General features: G+C 68.2%; 20 protein-coding genes and 1 tRNA gene. 20 read left to right on the forward strand and 1 reads right to left on the reverse strand.

The window, feature by feature from the left end:
• Positions 1-10 precede the first annotated feature (10 nt).
• From hemA to ACTIEF_RS15510, 13 genes are all read left to right on the forward strand, one after another.
• The gene (hemA, locus tag ACTIEF_RS15450) at positions 11-1,237 is read left to right on the forward strand and encodes a 5-aminolevulinate synthase (protein ID WP_439473031.1); all 1,227 of its coding nucleotides are present in this window, start codon (positions 11-13) and stop codon (positions 1,235-1,237) included.
• 16 nt (positions 1,238-1,253) lie between these two features.
• Positions 1,254-1,883, forward strand: coding sequence for a class I SAM-dependent methyltransferase (locus ACTIEF_RS15455; RefSeq protein ID WP_439473032.1), 630 nt, complete (start codon positions 1,254-1,256; stop codon positions 1,881-1,883).
• 48 nt (positions 1,884-1,931) lie between these two features.
• On the forward strand, positions 1,932-2,111 hold the full coding sequence (locus ACTIEF_RS15460; RefSeq protein ID WP_439473033.1) for a DUF6898 family protein: 180 nt from the start codon (positions 1,932-1,934) through the stop codon (positions 2,109-2,111).
• 37 nt (positions 2,112-2,148) lie between these two features.
• The gene (gene glyA, locus ACTIEF_RS15465) at positions 2,149-3,462 is read left to right on the forward strand and encodes a serine hydroxymethyltransferase (RefSeq protein WP_439473034.1); all 1,314 of its coding nucleotides are present in this window, start codon (positions 2,149-2,151) and stop codon (positions 3,460-3,462) included.
• 7 nt (positions 3,463-3,469) lie between these two features.
• Positions 3,470-3,940, forward strand: a complete 471-nt coding sequence (gene nrdR, locus ACTIEF_RS15470) for a transcriptional regulator NrdR (RefSeq protein ID WP_420469826.1) — start codon at positions 3,470-3,472, stop codon at positions 3,938-3,940.
• Positions 3,940-4,578, forward strand: coding sequence for a RibD family protein (locus tag ACTIEF_RS15475; RefSeq protein WP_439473035.1), 639 nt, complete (start codon positions 3,940-3,942; stop codon positions 4,576-4,578). The genes nrdR and ACTIEF_RS15475 overlap by 1 nt, the downstream gene beginning before the upstream one ends.
• Before the next feature lie 44 nt (positions 4,579-4,622).
• Entirely contained in the window at positions 4,623-5,213 is a 591-nt protein-coding gene (locus ACTIEF_RS15480) for a riboflavin synthase (RefSeq protein WP_439473036.1), read from the forward strand.
• Positions 5,213-6,349, forward strand: coding sequence for a 3,4-dihydroxy-2-butanone-4-phosphate synthase (gene ribB, locus ACTIEF_RS15485; RefSeq protein ID WP_439473037.1), 1,137 nt, complete (start codon positions 5,213-5,215; stop codon positions 6,347-6,349). The genes ACTIEF_RS15480 and ribB overlap by 1 nt, the downstream gene beginning before the upstream one ends.
• A complete protein-coding gene (gene ribH / locus ACTIEF_RS15490; RefSeq protein WP_439473122.1) occupies positions 6,343-6,807 on the forward strand; it encodes a 6,7-dimethyl-8-ribityllumazine synthase in 465 nt (154 codons plus the stop codon). The genes ribB and ribH overlap by 7 nt, the downstream gene beginning before the upstream one ends.
• Positions 6,804-7,328, forward strand: a complete 525-nt coding sequence (gene nusB / locus ACTIEF_RS15495; RefSeq protein ID WP_439473038.1) for a transcription antitermination factor NusB — start codon at positions 6,804-6,806, stop codon at positions 7,326-7,328. Before ribH ends, nusB begins: the two co-directional genes overlap by 4 nt.
• Before the next feature lie 6 nt (positions 7,329-7,334).
• Positions 7,335-8,324: a thiamine-phosphate kinase gene (gene thiL / locus ACTIEF_RS15500; RefSeq protein WP_439473039.1), complete on the forward strand. Its 990-nt coding sequence runs from the start codon at positions 7,335-7,337 to the stop codon at positions 8,322-8,324.
• A gap of 43 nt (positions 8,325-8,367) precedes the next feature.
• Positions 8,368-8,793 carry a hypothetical protein gene (locus tag ACTIEF_RS15505; RefSeq protein WP_439473040.1) on the forward strand — a complete coding sequence of 142 codons (426 nt, stop codon included), beginning with the start codon at positions 8,368-8,370 and terminating at the stop codon, positions 8,791-8,793.
• Between the two features lie 177 nt (positions 8,794-8,970).
• A complete protein-coding gene (locus ACTIEF_RS15510; RefSeq protein WP_439473041.1) occupies positions 8,971-11,121 on the forward strand; it encodes a sodium-translocating pyrophosphatase in 2,151 nt (716 codons plus the stop codon).
• Between the two features lie 230 nt (positions 11,122-11,351).
• On the opposite strand, the gene ACTIEF_RS15515 is transcribed toward ACTIEF_RS15510, so the two are convergent.
• A complete protein-coding gene (locus ACTIEF_RS15515; protein ID WP_439473042.1) occupies positions 11,352-11,828 on the reverse strand; it encodes an outer membrane protein assembly factor BamE in 477 nt (158 codons plus the stop codon).
• Between the two features lie 87 nt (positions 11,829-11,915).
• Between ACTIEF_RS15515 and ACTIEF_RS15520 the strand changes: the two genes are divergently transcribed.
• From ACTIEF_RS15520 to ACTIEF_RS15550, 7 genes are all read left to right on the forward strand, one after another.
• Positions 11,916-12,446: a ubiquinol-cytochrome C chaperone family protein gene (locus ACTIEF_RS15520; RefSeq protein WP_439473043.1), complete on the forward strand. Its 531-nt coding sequence runs from the start codon at positions 11,916-11,918 to the stop codon at positions 12,444-12,446.
• Entirely contained in the window at positions 12,443-12,955 is a 513-nt protein-coding gene (locus ACTIEF_RS15525) for a YceD family protein (protein WP_439473044.1), read from the forward strand. The genes ACTIEF_RS15520 and ACTIEF_RS15525 overlap by 4 nt, the downstream gene beginning before the upstream one ends.
• A 125-nt stretch (positions 12,956-13,080) precedes the next feature.
• Positions 13,081-14,127: a phosphate acyltransferase PlsX gene (plsX, locus tag ACTIEF_RS15530; protein WP_439473123.1), complete on the forward strand. Its 1,047-nt coding sequence runs from the start codon at positions 13,081-13,083 to the stop codon at positions 14,125-14,127.
• Positions 14,124-15,101: a beta-ketoacyl-ACP synthase III gene (locus ACTIEF_RS15535; RefSeq protein ID WP_439473045.1), complete on the forward strand. Its 978-nt coding sequence runs from the start codon at positions 14,124-14,126 to the stop codon at positions 15,099-15,101. Before plsX ends, ACTIEF_RS15535 begins: the two co-directional genes overlap by 4 nt.
• Before the next feature lie 73 nt (positions 15,102-15,174).
• Positions 15,175-15,477, forward strand: a complete 303-nt coding sequence (locus ACTIEF_RS15540) for an integration host factor subunit alpha (RefSeq protein WP_439473046.1) — start codon at positions 15,175-15,177, stop codon at positions 15,475-15,477.
• An 8-nt stretch (positions 15,478-15,485) separates the two neighbouring features.
• Positions 15,486-15,935, forward strand: coding sequence for a MerR family transcriptional regulator (locus ACTIEF_RS15545; protein ID WP_439473047.1), 450 nt, complete (start codon positions 15,486-15,488; stop codon positions 15,933-15,935).
• Between the two features lie 54 nt (positions 15,936-15,989).
• Positions 15,990-16,066, forward strand: a tRNA-Pro gene (locus ACTIEF_RS15550).
• Positions 16,067-16,322 lie beyond the last annotated feature (256 nt).

The raw sequence follows: 16,322 nt of genomic DNA on the forward strand, positions 1-16,322 counted from the left end.
AAGCTCCGTTTTGTTCGACTACAAGGCCGCATTCGAAACCGCCGTTGAGCAGGTCAAGAGCGAGGGGCGCTACCGCGTTTTCGCCGACCTGAAGCGCGTGCGCGGCCAGTTCCCGCTCGCCAAGCGTCGCCGCGAGGACGGGTCCGAGCAGGACGTCGTGGTCTGGTGCTCGAACGACTACCTCGGCATGGGCCAGCACCCGGCGGTGCTCGAGGCCATGCAGGTCGAGATCGACGAGGTCGGCGCCGGCGCTGGCGGCACCCGCAACATCTCGGGCACCACCCGTTCGGCGGTCGATCTGGAAGCCGAGCTGGCCAGCTGGCACCAGAAGGACGCGGCCCTGCTGTTCACCTCGGGCTATGTCGCCAACGAGGCCGCCCTGTCGACCCTGCAGAAGATACTGCCGGGCCTGATCACCTTCTCCGACTCGCTGAACCACGCCTCGATGATCGCGGGCATCCGCCACGGCGGCGGCGAGCGCCACATCTTCGCGCACAACGATCTGGAACATCTCGAAGCCCTGCTGCAGGCCGCGCCCGCCGACGCGCCCAAGCTGATCGCCTTCGAGAGCGTCTATTCGATGGACGGCGACATCGCCGACCTGGCCGGCACCATCGCCCTGGCCAAGAAGTACAACGCCCTGACCTATCTGGACGAAGTCCACGCGGTCGGCCTCTACGGCCAGACCGGCGCCGGCGTGGCCGAGCGTGACGGCGTGCTGGCCGACATCGACATCATCGAGTGCACCCTCGGCAAGGCCATTGGCGTCATGGGCGGCTACATCGCCGCCGACGCGGTGATCGTCGACGCCGTGCGCAGCTGGGCCTCGGGCTTCATCTTCACCACCAGCCTGCCGCCGGCCCTGACCGCCGGGGCGCTGGCCTCGGTCCGTCACCTCAAGGCCCATCCGGAGCTGCGCGACGCCCATCAGGAGCGCGCCGCCACCCTCAAGGCCCGCTTCGCCGCCGCCGGCATCCCGGTGATGGACTCGGTCAGCCACATCGTCCCGGTGCACGTGGGCAACCCCGTGCACTGCAAGATGATCTCGGACATGCTGCTGGAGCAGTACGGGGTCTACGTCCAGCCGATCAACTATCCGACCGTCCCCAAGGGCACGGAGCGCCTGCGCTTCACCCCGTCGCCGAACCACACCGACGCGATGATGGACGATCTGGTCAAGGCGATGGACGCCCTGTGGACCCACTGCAACGTGGTGCGCCTCCCTGCCGTCGCCTGAGGCTGACGGAAGCGCCATGCGGCGCTTCATCCTCGACAACCTACACCTGACGCCCGCGCCCTCGCGGCCGGATATCCGCCTGTACGCGGCCCATGCGGCCAGCGGGCTGGATCGTCTGTCCGCCGCTGACGACGCGCCCGCGCCCTACTGGGCCTACGGCTGGGGCGGCGGGGCCGCGCTGGCGTTTTATCTGCAGGAGCATCCCGAAGCCGTCGCGGGCAGGCGCGTGCTGGACCTCGGCTGCGGCTCTGGTCTCGTCGGCGTCGCGGCCATGAAGGCGGGCGCCGCCTTGGTGCTGGCTGTCGATATCGACCCCCACGCCGTGGTCGCCACGCAGCTGAACGCCGAAGCCAACGGCGTCGCCGTCGAGACGATGTGCGCCGACCTGCTGGACGGCCCGCCGCCCGCCGTCGAGGTGGTGCTGGCCGGGGACGTCTTCTACAGCCGCGCGCTCGCCCGCCGGTCGCTGCCCTTCCTGCGCCGCTGCCGGGACGCGGGCCTGTCGGTCCTGATCGGCGACCCCGGCCGGGCCAGCCTGCCGCGCACCCGCCTGACCCGGATCGCCGCCATGGACGTGCCGGACTTCGGCGAGCCGACCCCGCGCCCGGCGGGCGTCTATGAATTGCGCAGCGATGCGCGCGGTTGACGCTGGGCCGTCACCCTTCAGACTGGCGCCGAACGAAAGGGCAGGGGCATGAGCAACGATCCGGGCGAAGTCATCTTCGAGCTGACCCGCAACGGCCCCTATCTGAAATGTTCGGCAATCCACGTCGCCACCGGCAAGGAGGTCTCCGCCATGGGGCCGGTGCATGAGCCGGAGGGCCTCAAACGCGTGGCGCTGGCCAAGCTGAAACGGGCGCTCGCCGCCGGGTGAACCACTAGATGTTGTGGTCGGAGCCTTCGGGGCCTAAATGGAGCGCCGCCATTTTCGGGGATTCCCAGTGACCGCCTACACCCACGCCGACTACTTCTCGAAATCCCTCGCGGACGCCGATCCGGATATCTTCAACGGCATCCAGGGCGAGCTGGGCCGTCAGCAGGAACAGATCGAGCTGATCGCGTCCGAGAACATCGTCTCGAAGGCGGTGCTGGACGCGCAAGGGTCCGTCCTGACCAACAAATACGCCGAGGGCTACCCCGGTCGCCGCTACTACGGCGGTTGCGAGTTCGTGGACATCACCGAGGATCTGGCCCGCGAGCGCGCCAAGGAACTGTTCGGCGCCGCCTTCGCCAACGTCCAGCCGCACTCGGGCGCCCAGGCCAACCAGGCCGTCTTCTTCACCCTGCTCCAGCCGGGCGACACCTTCCTGGGCATGGATCTGGCCTGCGGCGGTCACCTGACCCACGGCTCGCCCGCCAACCAGTCGGGCAAGTGGTTCCGTCCCGTCACCTACAAGGTCCGCGAAGACGATCACCTGATCGACTACGACCACGTCGCCGAGATGGCTGAGCGCGAGAAGCCCAAGCTGATCCTCGCCGGCGCCTCGGCCTACAGCCGTCACATCGACTTCAAGCGCTTCCGCGAGATCGCCGACAGCGTCGGCGCCTATCTGATGGTGGACATGGCCCACTATGCGGGCCTGATCGCCGGCGGCGTCTATCCGGACCCGATCCCGCACGCCGATGTGGTCACCACCACCACCCACAAGACCCTGCGTGGTCCGCGCGGCGGCATGATCCTGTCGCGCGACGCCGACCTCGGCAAGAAGATCAACTCGGCGGTCTTCCCCGGCCTGCAGGGCGGCCCGCTGGAGCATGTCATCGCCGCCAAGGCCGTGGCCTTCGGTGAAGCCCTCAAGCCCGAGTTCAAGCTCTACGCCCAGCAGGTCGTGAAGAACGCCCAGGCCCTGTCGGCTGTCCTGATCGACCGCGGCCTGGCCATCGTCTCGGGCGGCACCGACAGCCACCTGATGCTGGTCGACCTGCGGCCCAAGGGCGTCACCGGCAAGGCCACCGAGCATGAGCTCGAGAAGGCGCTGATGACCTGCAACAAGAACGGCGTCCCCTTCGACACCGCGCCCTTCACCATCACCTCGGGCGTCCGTCTGGGCACTCCGGCGGGCACCACGCGCGGCTTCGGCGAGGCCGAGTTCCAGCAGATCGGCCACTGGATCGCCGACGTCGTCTCCTCGATGAACGGCGGCGATGAGGCCGATCCGGCCGTCGTCGCGGCGGTCGCGGCCCAGGTGCGTGAACTGACCCACCGCTTCCCGATCTACGGATGATGCGCCGATGAAGTGCCCCTTCTGCGGAAACCCGGACACCCAGGTGAAGGACAGCCGCCCGTCGGATGACGGCGCGGCCATCCGTCGCCGCCGGTCCTGCCCGCAGTGCAACGGGCGCTTCACCACCTTCGAGCGGGTCCAGTTGCGCGAACTGGTCATCCTGAAGCGCAACGGCCGCCGTACGCCCTTCGACCGGGACAAGCTGGAACGCTCGCTGGGCATCGCCCTGCGCAAGCGTCCGGTCCAGCCCGAGCAGATCGAACAACTGGTCAGCCGCATCACCCGTCAGCTGGAAAGCCTGGGCGAGACCGAGATCCAGTCCTCGACCGTCGGCGACTTCATCATGAAGGCGCTGAAGTCGGTCGATGAGGTGGCCTACGTCCGCTACGCCTCGGTCTACAAGGACTTCCGCCACACCGGCGACTTCGCCCGCTTCCTCGGCGACGAGGGTCTGGACGACGAAACCGGCGGCCGCTGATGGTCGTCAGGGTCACTTTAAAGCTCGCGACCTCCCTCGACGGGCGGATCGCCACGGCGTCGGGCGAAAGCCAATGGATCACCGGCGAAGCGGCGCGGCTGGAAGGCCATCGCCTGCGCGCCGCCCATGACGCCATCCTTGTCGGCGTCGGCACGGTTCTGGCCGACGATCCCGAACTGACCGCCCGCCTGCCGGGCCGTTCGGTGGATCAGCCCCTGCGCGTGGTGCTGGACAGCAATCTGCGTACGCCCGCGACGGCCAAACTCGCCTCCGGCGACACCCTGATCCTCACTGTGGCTGAGCCCAGACCCGTCGGCTCGGCGCGTGTCGAGCGCATCGCCGCCGAGGACGGTCGCCCGTCGCCCCGCGCCGCTCTGGCCGCTATCGAAAAGGCCGGGGCCAAATCGGTCCTGATCGAAGGGGGAGGGCAGGTCGCCGCCGCCTTCCTGCGCGCCGGTCTGGTGGATCGTATCGAGTGGTTCCGCGCGCCGGTCCTTCTGGGTGGGGACGGATTGCCCTGCGTGGCTGCGCTGGCCCTTGCGAAGCTGGCTGACGCCCCCAAGTTCCGGCGTCTGTCCGTCGAGCCGGTCGGCGATGATCTGTGGGAACGCTACGACGTCCTGCGCGGATCACACTGATTACACTCTTCACACCCTGTTTTTCGTCGTCCAAGGCCGCCTGAATGTTCACCGGAATCGTCACCGACATCGGTCGTGTCCGTAAGGTCGAACAGACCGCGCGCGACCGCCGCTATGAGGTCGAGACCGTCTGGGACACGGCGAGCATCGACCTGGGCGCCTCCATCAGCCACGCGGGCTGCTGCCTGACCGTCACCGAGAAAGGACCTGGCTGGTTCGCGGTCGAGGTCTCGGGCGAAACCCTGTCCAAGACCAATCTCGGCGACTGGATCGAGGGCCACCGGGTCAATCTGGAGCGCGCCGCCAAGCTCGGCGATGAACTGGGCGGCCACATCGTCTCAGGCCACGTCGACGGGCTCGGCAAGGTGATCTCGGTCACCCCCGAAGGCGGCTCGCACCGCATCGATATCGAGGCTCCGGCCCCGCTGCACCGTTTCATCGCGCCCAAGGGCTCGATCACCGTCGATGGGGTCTCCCTGACCGTGAACGCGGTTCAGGGGCAGGTTTTCGGCCTCAACATCATTCCCCACACCTGGGAAGCGACGACGCTCGGCGGCCTGAAGGCCGGCGATGCTGTGAATCTCGAGATTGATATGCTGGCGCGATACCTCGCGCGGTGGCAGGAGACAGCCTGATGCAGCTCGCAGCCAGTAACATGAACGACAGCCCTATCAGCCCGATCGAGGACATCCTCGAGGACGCCCGCAACGGCAAGCCCTACATCCTCGTCGACGCCGAGGATCGTGAGAACGAGGGCGACATCATCATTCCGGCCCAGTTCGCCACGCCGGACCAGATCAACTTCATGATCAAACAGGCGCGCGGACTGGTCTGTCTGGCTCTGACCGGCGACCGCGCCCGCCAGCTGCGCCTGCCGCCCATGGCCGCCGACAACCGCGAGAGCATGAAGACGGCCTTCACCGTCTCCATCGAGGCCAGGGACGGCGTCACCACCGGTATCTCCGCCGCCGACCGTTCGCGCACCATCCAGGTCGCCACCGACCCGACCAAGGGCGTCGATGATATCGTCACCCCGGGGCACATCTTCCCGCTGGTCGCCCGCGACGGCGGCGTGCTGGTCCGCGCCGGCCACACGGAGGCCTCGGTGGACATCAGCCGCATGGCCGGCCTGACCCCCGCCGCGGTGATCTGCGAGATCATCAAGGATGACGGCGAGATGGCCCGCATGCCGGACCTGGTCGCCTTCGCCCAGCTGCACGGCCTCAAGATCGGCACCATCGCCGACCTGATCGCCTACCGCCGCCGCACCGAGCGCTTCGTCGAGCGGGTCATGGACACCCCCTTCGAGAGCGTCCACGGCGGCCCGTTCCGCCTGATGCTCTACCGGAACACCATCGAGGGGAACGAGCACGTCGCCCTCGTCCATGGCAAGATCGAGCCGGGCAAGCCGACCCTCGTGCGCATGCACCAGGTCGACTTCGCCGCCGACCTGCTGGGCCATGTCGAGGCGCGCCAGAGCTACATCCCGCAGGCGCTCAAGGCCGTCAGCGGCCACAACGGCGCGGGCGTCACCGTCTTCCTGCGCGACCCGGACCTGCAGGGGTTGGCCGAGCGTCTGGCGGGCGTCGAAAAGCCCAAGGCGGTGGACCGCTCGCTCAAGAACTACGGCGTCGGCGCCCAGATCCTGCTGGATCTCGGCGTTCGGGACATGATCGTCATGTCCTCGACCCGCCCCAATCCCACCGCGCTCGAAGGCTACGGCCTCCGCATCGTCGGCTGGCGCGACATGGACGGAGAAGACCAATCGTAACGATCCCCACCCGCGTTCTCATCGTCGAGGCGCGCTTCTATGATGACCTGGCCGACGCCCTGCTGGACGGGGCGAAGGACGCCCTGCGCGCGCAAGGCGTTGAATTCGACGTGGTGTCCGTTCCGGGCGCGCTGGAAGTGCCGACCGTGATCGCCATGGCCGACGAGGCCGGCCGCTATCCGACCGCGCCGCGCTATGACGGCTACGTCGCCCTCGGCACGATCATCCGCGGCGAGACCTACCATTTCGAGATCGTCTCGGATCAGTCGGCCGCCGGGATCACCCAACTGGGCCTCAAGGGTCTGGCCATCGGCAACGGCATCCTGACCACCGAAGACGAGGATCAGGCCTGGGCCCGCGCCCGCCGTAGCGAGGGCGACAAGGGCGGCGGCGCCGCGCGCGCCGCGCTCGACCTCATTGCCTTGCGCAAGCGCCTGCGCGTAGGACTGGGCTCGTGACCGAACCGAACAGCCTCAAGTCCGTCCTCGAGCAACTCGCCGAGGCCGAAAAGTCCCGCGCCGAACCGGCCCTGACCTCGCGTCAGCGCCGGGCGCGCACTGTCGCCCGCCTCGCCGCCGTCCAGGCGCTCTACCAGATGGAGCTGGCCGGCGAGGGGGTCGACACCGTCATCACCGAGTTCTCGAACCACCGCTTCGACGCCGACATCGAGGGCGAACCCCTCGCCGAGGCCGATGAAGCCTATTTCGCCGACATCGTGCGCGGCGTGGTCGGTCAGCAGCGCAGCATCGACGAGGCCGTGAAGGCGCGTCTGGCTTCCAACTGGCGGATGGAGCGTCTCGACTCGACCCTGCGCGCCCTGCTGCGCGCCGGCGCCTGGGAGCTCCGCGACCGCAAGGACGTGCCCAAGGAGATCGTCATCGACGAGTACGTCGAGCTGGCCAAGGCCTTCTTCGACGACGCCGAGGCCAAGTTCGTCAACGCGGCGCTGGACGGCGTCGCCCGGGACGTCCGCGGCTGATCCATCATGGCGGGGATCGACGTCGCCGGTGAGTTCGAGACGATCCGGCGGCTCTTCGCGCCGCTGGCCCATCCCGAATGGGGCAGGGATCTGCGCGACGACGTCGCCGTGGTCCCCAGCCGCCCCGGCTACGACCTGGTCCTGACCAAGGACACCATCGTCGAGGGCGTCCACTTCCTGCCGACCGATCCGCTGGACACGGTCGCCCAGAAACTGCTGCGGGTGAACCTGTCCGACCTCGCCGCCAAGGGCGCCGAGTCCTTCGGCTACCTGCTGTCCTGCGCCTGGTCCGAACGCTGCGGCTGGCCCGAGCGCGAGGCCTTCGCCGAAGGTCTGGCCGCCGACCAGAAGGCCTTCGGCGTCAGCCTGCTGGGCGGCGACACCGTCGTCACGCCGGGTCCCGCGACCTTCTCCGCCACCCTGATGGGCTGGTCGCCCAAGGGCCGCACCGTCAGCCGGGGCGGCGCCCGCCCGGGCGACCTCGTCTTCGTCACCGGCTTCATCGGCGACGGCTGGCTGGGCCTGCAGGCGGCGCAGGAGAAGCTGTCCCTCGAGCCCGAGCGCATCGCCGCCCTGGTCGAACACTATCGCCGGCCGCTCCCGCGCCTGATCTTCGCCGATGTCATCCGCGACATGGCCACCGCCTCCGTCGACGTCTCCGATGGCCTGATCGCCGACCTTGGCCACATCGCCGAGGCCAGCCGGGTCGGGCTCGACATCGATCTGGAGGTCACGCCCCGCTCGCCCGCCGGTCAGGCCTGGTTCGCCACCCGCGTCGATGAGGAGGCGGCTCTGGAAAAGCTGGCCACCGGCGGCGACGACTATGAGATCGCCTTCACCGCCGCCGCCAAGGACGAGCCCGCTCTGCGTCGGGAGGCCGAGCGCCGCCATATCTGGCTGACCTGTCTCGGCCGCGTGACCGAGGGCAGGGGCGTCAACGCCCGCTTCGCCGGCAAGCCGGTCCAGATCGCCGCCCCCGGCTTCAGCCACCGCTGAGCCCGCAACGAAATCTCAAGGCGTCCCGGCTAGGGATAACGCCATGCGCCGTCGTGACCTCATCTCAGCAGCCGCCGTCCTGCCCGCCGCGGCGGTCGCCGCCCCCGCCGTCGCCGAGGACGCGCCGTCCTCGGGCGGCGCGGCGCTGAACATCTCGGGGGTCGGCCTGCCGGTCATCGCCGAGGGTCGCCTGCGCAACTACGTCTTCGTCTCCATGCGCCTGCACCTGGGCGCCTCGGCCACGGTCGAGACCATGCGCGGCAAGGAGGCCTATCTGCGCGACGCCCTGGTCCGCGCCGGTCACCGCACGCCCTTCATCGTGCCCAACGACTGGACCCGCATCGACACCAACCTGATGTCGGCCAGCCTGCTGCGCTCCGCCGCCGCCATCTGCGGTCGCGGCGCCATCGCCCGCGTCGAGGTCATCAGCCAGGCCCCGCGCTGGCGCACCGGCCTGCGCGCAGGCTAACGGCGTTCACCTTACCCTGTTGCGTCACTCCGACGCATTTGGCAGGCTCCTTCCGTTATCCCCAAGGGCAGCCCTTGAGGCCGCCGTTGCGCACGGGGGGACCGGAAGGCGGAGAGAGGCGAAAACGCCCGCCGCGCCAAGGGTCCGGGCGCCCTACACACAGGGTTTGGAAACGCCATGTCTAACTATCTGTGGCTTGTCATAGCCGCAGGCGGTCTCGGGATTCTCTACGGAGCGATCCAGACGGCCGCCTTGATGAAAGCTCCCACCGGCAACGACCGCATGCGTGAGATCGCGGCGGCCATCCAGGAGGGGGCCTCCGCCTATCTGCGTCGCCAGTACATGACCATCGGCATGGTCGGCGTCGTCATCCTGATCGCCGCCTACCTGCTGATCGGCCAATGGGCCGCCATCGGCTTCCTGATCGGCGCTGTCCTGTCGGGCGCGGCCGGTTTCGCGGGCATGCTGATCTCGGTCCGCGCCAACGTCCGCACCGCCCAGGCCGCTTCCGAAGGTCTGTCCAAGGGGCTGGACCTCGCCTTCCGCTCGGGCGCCATCACCGGCATGTTCGTCGCGGGCGGGGCCCTGCTGGGCGTCGCGGGCTATTACGCCTTCCTGACCACCGGTCTGGGGCTGGAGAACACCAGCCGCGAGGTCATCGACGGTCTGGTCGCGCTGGGCTTCGGCGCCTCGCTGATCTCCATCTTCGCCCGTCTGGGCGGCGGCATCTTCACCAAGGGCGCCGACGTCGGCGGCGACATGGTGGGCAAGGTCGAGGCCGGCATCCCCGAGGATGACCCCCGCAACGCCGCCACCATCGCCGACAACGTGGGCGACAACGTCGGCGACTGCGCCGGCATGGCCGCCGACCTGTTCGAGACCTACGCCGTCTCCACCGTGGCGACGATGGTGCTGGCCGCCATCTTCTTCCGCGGCACGGATTACGTCGGGGCGATGATGCTGCTGCCGCTGGCCATCTGCGCCATCTGCATCGTCACCTCGATCATCGGCAGCTTCTTCGTCCGCCTCGGCAAGTCGAACAACATCATGGGCGCCCTCTATCAGGGCCTGATCGTCACCGGCGTGCTGTCCATCGGCGCGGTCTGGTGGATCATCGACACCATCGCCCCGGCGACGGTCACCACCTCCGGCGGGCTGGTCATCACCTCGATGCAGCTCTTCTGGTCCGGCGTGGTCGGTCTGGTGGTCACGGCAGCGATCGTGGTCATCACCGAATACTACACCGGCTCCAACTTCCGGCCGGTGCGGTCGGTCGCCAACGCCTCGGTCTCGGGCCACGGCACCAATGTGATCCAGGGTCTGGCCGTGTCGCTGGAGGCCACCGCGCTTCCGGCTCTGGCCATCATCGTCGGCATCGTCGTCAGCTTCCAGCTGGCGGGCCTGTTCGGCATCGCCATCGCCACCACCACCATGCTGGGCGTGGCGGGGATGATCGTGGCGCTGGACGCCTTCGGTCCGGTCACCGACAACGCCGGCGGCATCGCCGAGATGGCTGGTCTTCCGCCGGAAGTCCGTCACTCGACCGACGCCCTGGACGCCGTGGGCAACACCACCAAGGCCGTGACCAAGGGCTACGCCATCGGTTCGGCTGGCCTTGGGGCTCTGGTGCTCTTCGCCGCCTATACCGAGGACCTGAAATACTTCGCGGCCGAGGCTGTGCCGGGAAGCTTCTTCGAAGGTCTGGGCACGGTCGCCTTCGACCTCACCAACCCCTACGTCGTCGTCGGCCTGCTGTTCGGGGGGCTGCTGCCCTTCCTGTTCGGCGGCATGTCGATGACCGCCGTCGGTCGCGCCGCCGAGTCGGTCGTGGCAGAGGTGCGCCGTCAGTTCCGCGAGAACCCCGGCATCATGACCGGCGAGGTGAAACCCGAGTACGGCAAGGCCGTCGACATCCTGACCAGCGCGGCGATCAAGGAGATGATCGTGCCGTCGCTGCTGCCGGTGCTGTCGCCGATCGTGCTGTTCACGGTCATCCTGTTTATCCAGCCGGAGAAAGCCAACGCCTTCGCCGCCCTGGGCGCCATGCTGATGGGCGTGATCGTGACCGGCCTGTTCGTGGCCGTCTCGATGACCTCGGGCGGCGGGGCCTGGGACAACGCCAAGAAGGTCATTGAAGAAGGCTTCACCGACAAGAACGGCGTCGTCCACGGCAAGGGCTCCGAGGCGCACAAGGCCGCCGTCACGGGCGACACCGTGGGCGATCCCTACAAGGACACCTCCGGCCCGGCGGTGAACCCGATGATCAAGATCACCAACATCGTCGCCCTGCTTCTGCTGGCGGTGCTGGCGAGCGGCAAGATCGGCTGATGCGGTTGGGGGCGGCGCTGGCGACGGCGCCGCCTCTTTCGGCCGTCGGGTTGGCAAGTGACTGGTGGCTAGTGACTGGCGGGTAGGCCGGTTCGACCTTGAGTCGCGAAGGCCAGGTTGTGGGGCAATGCGCCACCAGCCACTCGCCACTCGCTTGGTGCCGCAACGAGAAACCCCCCGGAGAGCGATCTCCGGGGCGTTTCGGTAAGATGGAGCCGTGGAGGTCGCCGTTAGTCCGGGCGGCGTTGGCCGGGGACGTCTTCGTCGGTGCGGGGCAGCTGGCCGCGGGCGACGTTGCCCAGCAGCTGTTCGAGGATGGTCAGCTGGCGACCGCGGGTCGGGGTTTCACGACCGTTCATCGAGATGCGCTCGCCGTCCTCCAGGCCCAGCGTGCGGACGCCGGCGACCTGACCATCGTTGTTGAAGGTGATCTCGGTGACGCTGCGCTGGGTCACCTGCGGCAGGTTGTAGGTGTATTTCTCGGTGACCTGGCTGATGTAGTACCAGATCGTCTCGCTCTCGAAGGCCGAGGTGGTCGAGGGCGAGCCCAGCTTGGTCAGCACGGTCTGGCGCGTGTCCGTCCCGGCGACGATGTCCGTCGGTTTGGCGTCGATGGCCTGGAAGCCGTTCTGGCCGACCATCGGTGCACAGGCCGAGGTCAGGGCGGCGACCGACAGGGCGGCGATCAGGAGTTTCGTACGGAGCATTTGCGGCGCCTGCGACAGAACAAGGTCTTTGACCTAACCGGACCCGAGCCTTAGTTCAACGGCGCGGCGGAAAAGGGGCCGTGAAACATGCTTCAGAATCTTCTCAAAACCTTCCGGCGCGAACGCTTCGGCGACAGCCTGTATGAGATTGCGGTCCGTCAGGCCCGCGATCCGCGCTTCTATACCTCGCTGGGCGTCGCAGATCGCATCGATGCGCGGTTCGAGCTGTACACCCTGCATGTCCTGCTGCTGACCATGCGGCTGAAGGACGAGGGGACCGAGCGCGGCGGCGACGCGGGCCAGCAGGTGTTCGACACCTATGTCTCGGCCTTGGATCACACCCTGCGGGAGCTGGGCGTGGGCGACGTCTCGGTCGGCAAGAAGATGCGCAAGCTGGGTGAGTCGCTCTACGGACGGATGACCGCCTATGAGCAGCCGCTGCGGGACGGCGACGCCGACGCCCTGAGCGCGGCCCTGTCGCGCAATGTGCTGGAGAGCGAGACCGCCGCGGACGGCGCCGCCCTGGCGACCTATGCGCTGTCCAGCCGGGCTCGGCTGGCGGCCCAGCCCTTTGATGACGTTCTGAAGGCCCCGGCGTGGGCCGAGGTGAAGGCATGAGCATCCCCCAACTTCCCTATAGCGAGCCTGTCCGCCTGCATCAGATTGGGGCCGGGGTGAAACGCACCCTGACGCCGGACGCCGCCGCCCTGGCCCGAATCGCCAAGGCGCTGGGCCTGGCGTCGCTGGATCTGTTCGAGGCCGATGTGGAGCTGACGCCCTCGGCGGCGGGCTGGACCCTGACGGGCCGCGTCCGCGCCGATCTGGCCCAGACCTGCGGCATCACGCTGGAGCCCCTGCCGCTGCGGATCGACGATGGCTTCACCGTCCAACTGGCCGAGCCGGTCGACGAGGAATCCGACGAGATTGTGATCACCCTCGAGGACGAATCGCCGGACGTGGTCGAGGACGGCCAGATCGACCTGGGCCAGTACGTCGTCGAGCAACTGGCGCTGCATCTCGACCCGTTCCCGCGCAAGCCCGGCGCGGAGTTCGTGCAGCCGCCCGAGCCCGCCGAAATCTCGCCTTTCGCGGTCCTGAAGCAACTTCGTCCGACCGACGAAGGTTGACGCGGCGTCCACTCGGTTGCATCCCCCGGGTGCGGCGTTATCGTCGCACCCAGCCCAGCGCCGCCTGAGCGGCGCGACGGAGTCGAAACGGCTTGCCTTCCCCCATTTTGATCTCGCTTGACGCCATGGGCGGGGATCACGGCCCGTCGGTCGTGGTCGGCGGCATTTCCGAATACCGCAAGCGGTTCGGCGGCGAAGGCGTTCGCTTCCTGCTGCATGGAGACGAGCCTGCGGTGCGCGCCGAGATGGCCCGGCAAGGGCTGGGCGACGACCTGTGCGAGGTGCGCCACACCGATAAGGTGGTGGCCATGGACGAGAAGCCCGCCACGGCCATGCGCCGGGGCAAGGGCTCCAGCCTGTGGAACGCCATCGAGGCGACCAAGACCGGCGAGGCCGCAGCGGTCGTGTCGGCGGGCAACACCGGCGCCCTGATGGCCATTTCCAAGCTGATCCTGCGCATGTCCGCGCCGGGGCTGGAGCGGCCCGCCATTGTGGCCGGCTGGCCGACCACGCGCGGCATCACCGCCGTGCTGGACGTCGGCGCCAACGTTGAGAGCGACGCGGCCCAGCTGGTCGAGTTCGCCATCATGGGCGAGGCCTTCATGACCGCCGTCCACGGGGTGGCCAAGCCGACGGTCGGCATCCTGAACGTCGGCTCCGAGGACATGAAGGGCCACGAGGAGGTCCGCGAGGCCGCGCGCCTGCTGCGCGAGGGCGGCTTCGGTCTGGCCTATCACGGCTTCGTCGAGGGCGATGACATCGCCAAGGGCACGGTCGATGTCGTCGTCACGGACGGCTTTACCGGCAATATCGCCCTGAAGACGGCTGAGGGCGTGGCCAGGTTCATCGGCGGCATGACCAGGGAGGCCCTGACCTCCAGCCTGCTGTCCAAGATCGGGGCGGCGCTGGCCTATCCGGCGCTGAAGAAGATGAGCGCCCGGATCGATCCCAATGTGATCAACGGCGGGCCGCTGCTGGGCCTGAACGGCATTGTGGTGAAGAGCCACGGCGGGGCGACGGCGGGCGGCTTCGGCGCGGCGATCCGCATTGCTGTCGATCTGGCGCGCAGTGACTACATGGCCAAGGTTGGGGCCAGCCTGCAGAAGCTGACCGCCGTGCTGGAACAGCCGCCCGCGCCCGAAGCGGACTTGGCCAAGGAGACTTCCCAGTGAGCGTCACCCGTAGCGCCGTGACCGGCGTCGGTTCGTTTCTTCCCGAGCAGATCGTCACCAACGCCGATCTGGCCGCCATCGTGGACACCTCGGACGAGTGGATCCAGGAGCGCACCGGCATCAAGCAGCGCCACAAGGCGCGCGACGACCAGCCGACCAGCGATCTGGCGGTCGAGGCGGCCAAGCGGGCCCTGATCGACGCGGGCAAGAGCGCCGCCGACGTTGACCTGATCATCGTGGCGACGACCACGCCTGACATGACCTTCCCGGCCACGGCCTCCATCGTCCAGCGCAAGCTGGGCGCCCCGGTGGGCATCGCCTTCGACGTCCAGGCGGTCTGCTCGGGCTTCGTCTATGCGCTGAGCGTCGCCGACGGCTTCGTCGCGCGTGGCCTGGCCAAATGCGCCCTGGTCATCGGCGCCGAGGAGATGACCCGGCTGATGGACTGGACCGACCGCACGACCTGCGTCCTGTTCGGCGACGGCGCGGGCGCTCTGGTGGTCGAGCCGCGGGAAGGCGAGGGGACCAAGGCCGACACCGGCCTGCTGGGCTTCGCCCTGCGCTGCGACGGCTCCAAGACGGACATGCTGTACGTCGACGGAGGCCCGGCCACGACCGGCACGGTCGGCCATCTACGCATGGCCGGCAATCAGGTGTTCCGCCACGCCGTGGTCAACATCGCCGAGGCCATCGTCGCGGCCTGCGAGGCCTCGAACATCGAGATCCCCGAGGTCGACTGGTTCGTGCCCCACCAGGCCAACCAGCGTATCATACGGGGCGTCGGCGAGCGTCTGGGGCTGGATGAGGACAAGGTCATCTCGACCGTGGCCCTGCACGCCAACACGTCGGCCGCCTCTATCCCGCTGGCGCTGGACGCCGCTATCAAGGACGGCCGCATCAAGCGCGGCGATCTGGTGGTGATGGAAGCCATGGGCGGAGGCCTGACCTGGGGCGCCTGCGCGATTCGTCTGTAGCGCGCATTTCGTCTTTTCATTTCAGGGCTCTTGCCCTCTTATGCGACGCATTGACGACTGAGGGGATTGATCAGTGACGCAGACCCTGACCCGGGCCGACCTGTGCGAAGCCGTCCATGAAGAAGTGGGCCTGTCGCGGCAGGAGTGCTCGCAGATGGTCGAGCGCACGCTCGAACTGATCGTCGAGTCGCTGGAGCGCGGCGAGACGGTCAAACTGTCGGGCTTCGGCGTCTTCCAGGTCCGCGAAAAGCGCGCCCGCATGGGCCGCAACCCCAAGACCGGCGAACCGGCGGCGATCAACCCGCGCCGGGTGATCAGCTTCCGCGCCTCGCAGATCATGAAGGGCCGGGTGCACGACGCGGTCGTCTCGGCCTGATCTGACGTATGGCCAAGAGCGCCAACGCATTCCGGACCATCTCGGAGGCCGCCGATGAAGTCGGCGCGCCCCAGCACGTCCTGCGCTTCTGGGAGACCAAATTCACCTTCGTCTCGCCGCTGAAGCGCGCGGGCGGACGGCGCTTCTATCGCCCGCAGGACCTGGTGGTGCTGAAGGCGGTCAAGAGGCTGCTGCATGACGAGGGTCTGACCATCAAGGGCGTGCAGCGCCTGTACAAGGAACAGGGCATCAAGCGCATCGCCGCCTGGGGCGATCCGGACGGCCTGGTGTCGTTCGAGCCCGAGGGCGCGACGCCCGTGGCCGAGTCGGCGCCGGCTCCGGCGCCCGCCGCGGCCTCCGCGCCGGCCGGCGTATCGTCGGTCCGCCTGCGTCAGGTTCTGGCTGAACTGGAGGGCGCGCGGGCCCGTCTGGAAGCCACTCTGTCGCGATCCGCCTGAAGCCTGCTTTTTTGGTTTGCGCCGGGCGCGACCCCGTTTATAGGGAGCGCCTCTCGGAGCGTGGCGCAGCCTGGTAGCGCACTTGACTGGGGGTCAAGGGGTCGCAGGTTCGAATCCTGTCGCTCCGACCATCTAAATCATTGATTTGGGATGGTTTTGAAGGGGCTGCCTTTGGGCGGCCCCTTCGCAATTCCGAGTTGGGGCACATATGGGGCACAGGCCTGATTCGGGCGTCACCGCTGTGCGTGGCTGCGCATCGCGTTCCTCATCGGAAACGACTGGCTGTTAGAACCCCATGGTCGCGGCTAAGGGATCCCGGCGCCGTCGCACGCGAGGGAAAGAAGGTGAGGTATCGCCTCAGGTTCACCTGGGCACACGGAGCCGCTC

This window comes from Brevundimonas sp. (genome assembly GCF_051858995.1).
In the GTDB taxonomy this organism is placed as follows: domain Bacteria; phylum Pseudomonadota; class Alphaproteobacteria; order Caulobacterales; family Caulobacteraceae; genus Brevundimonas.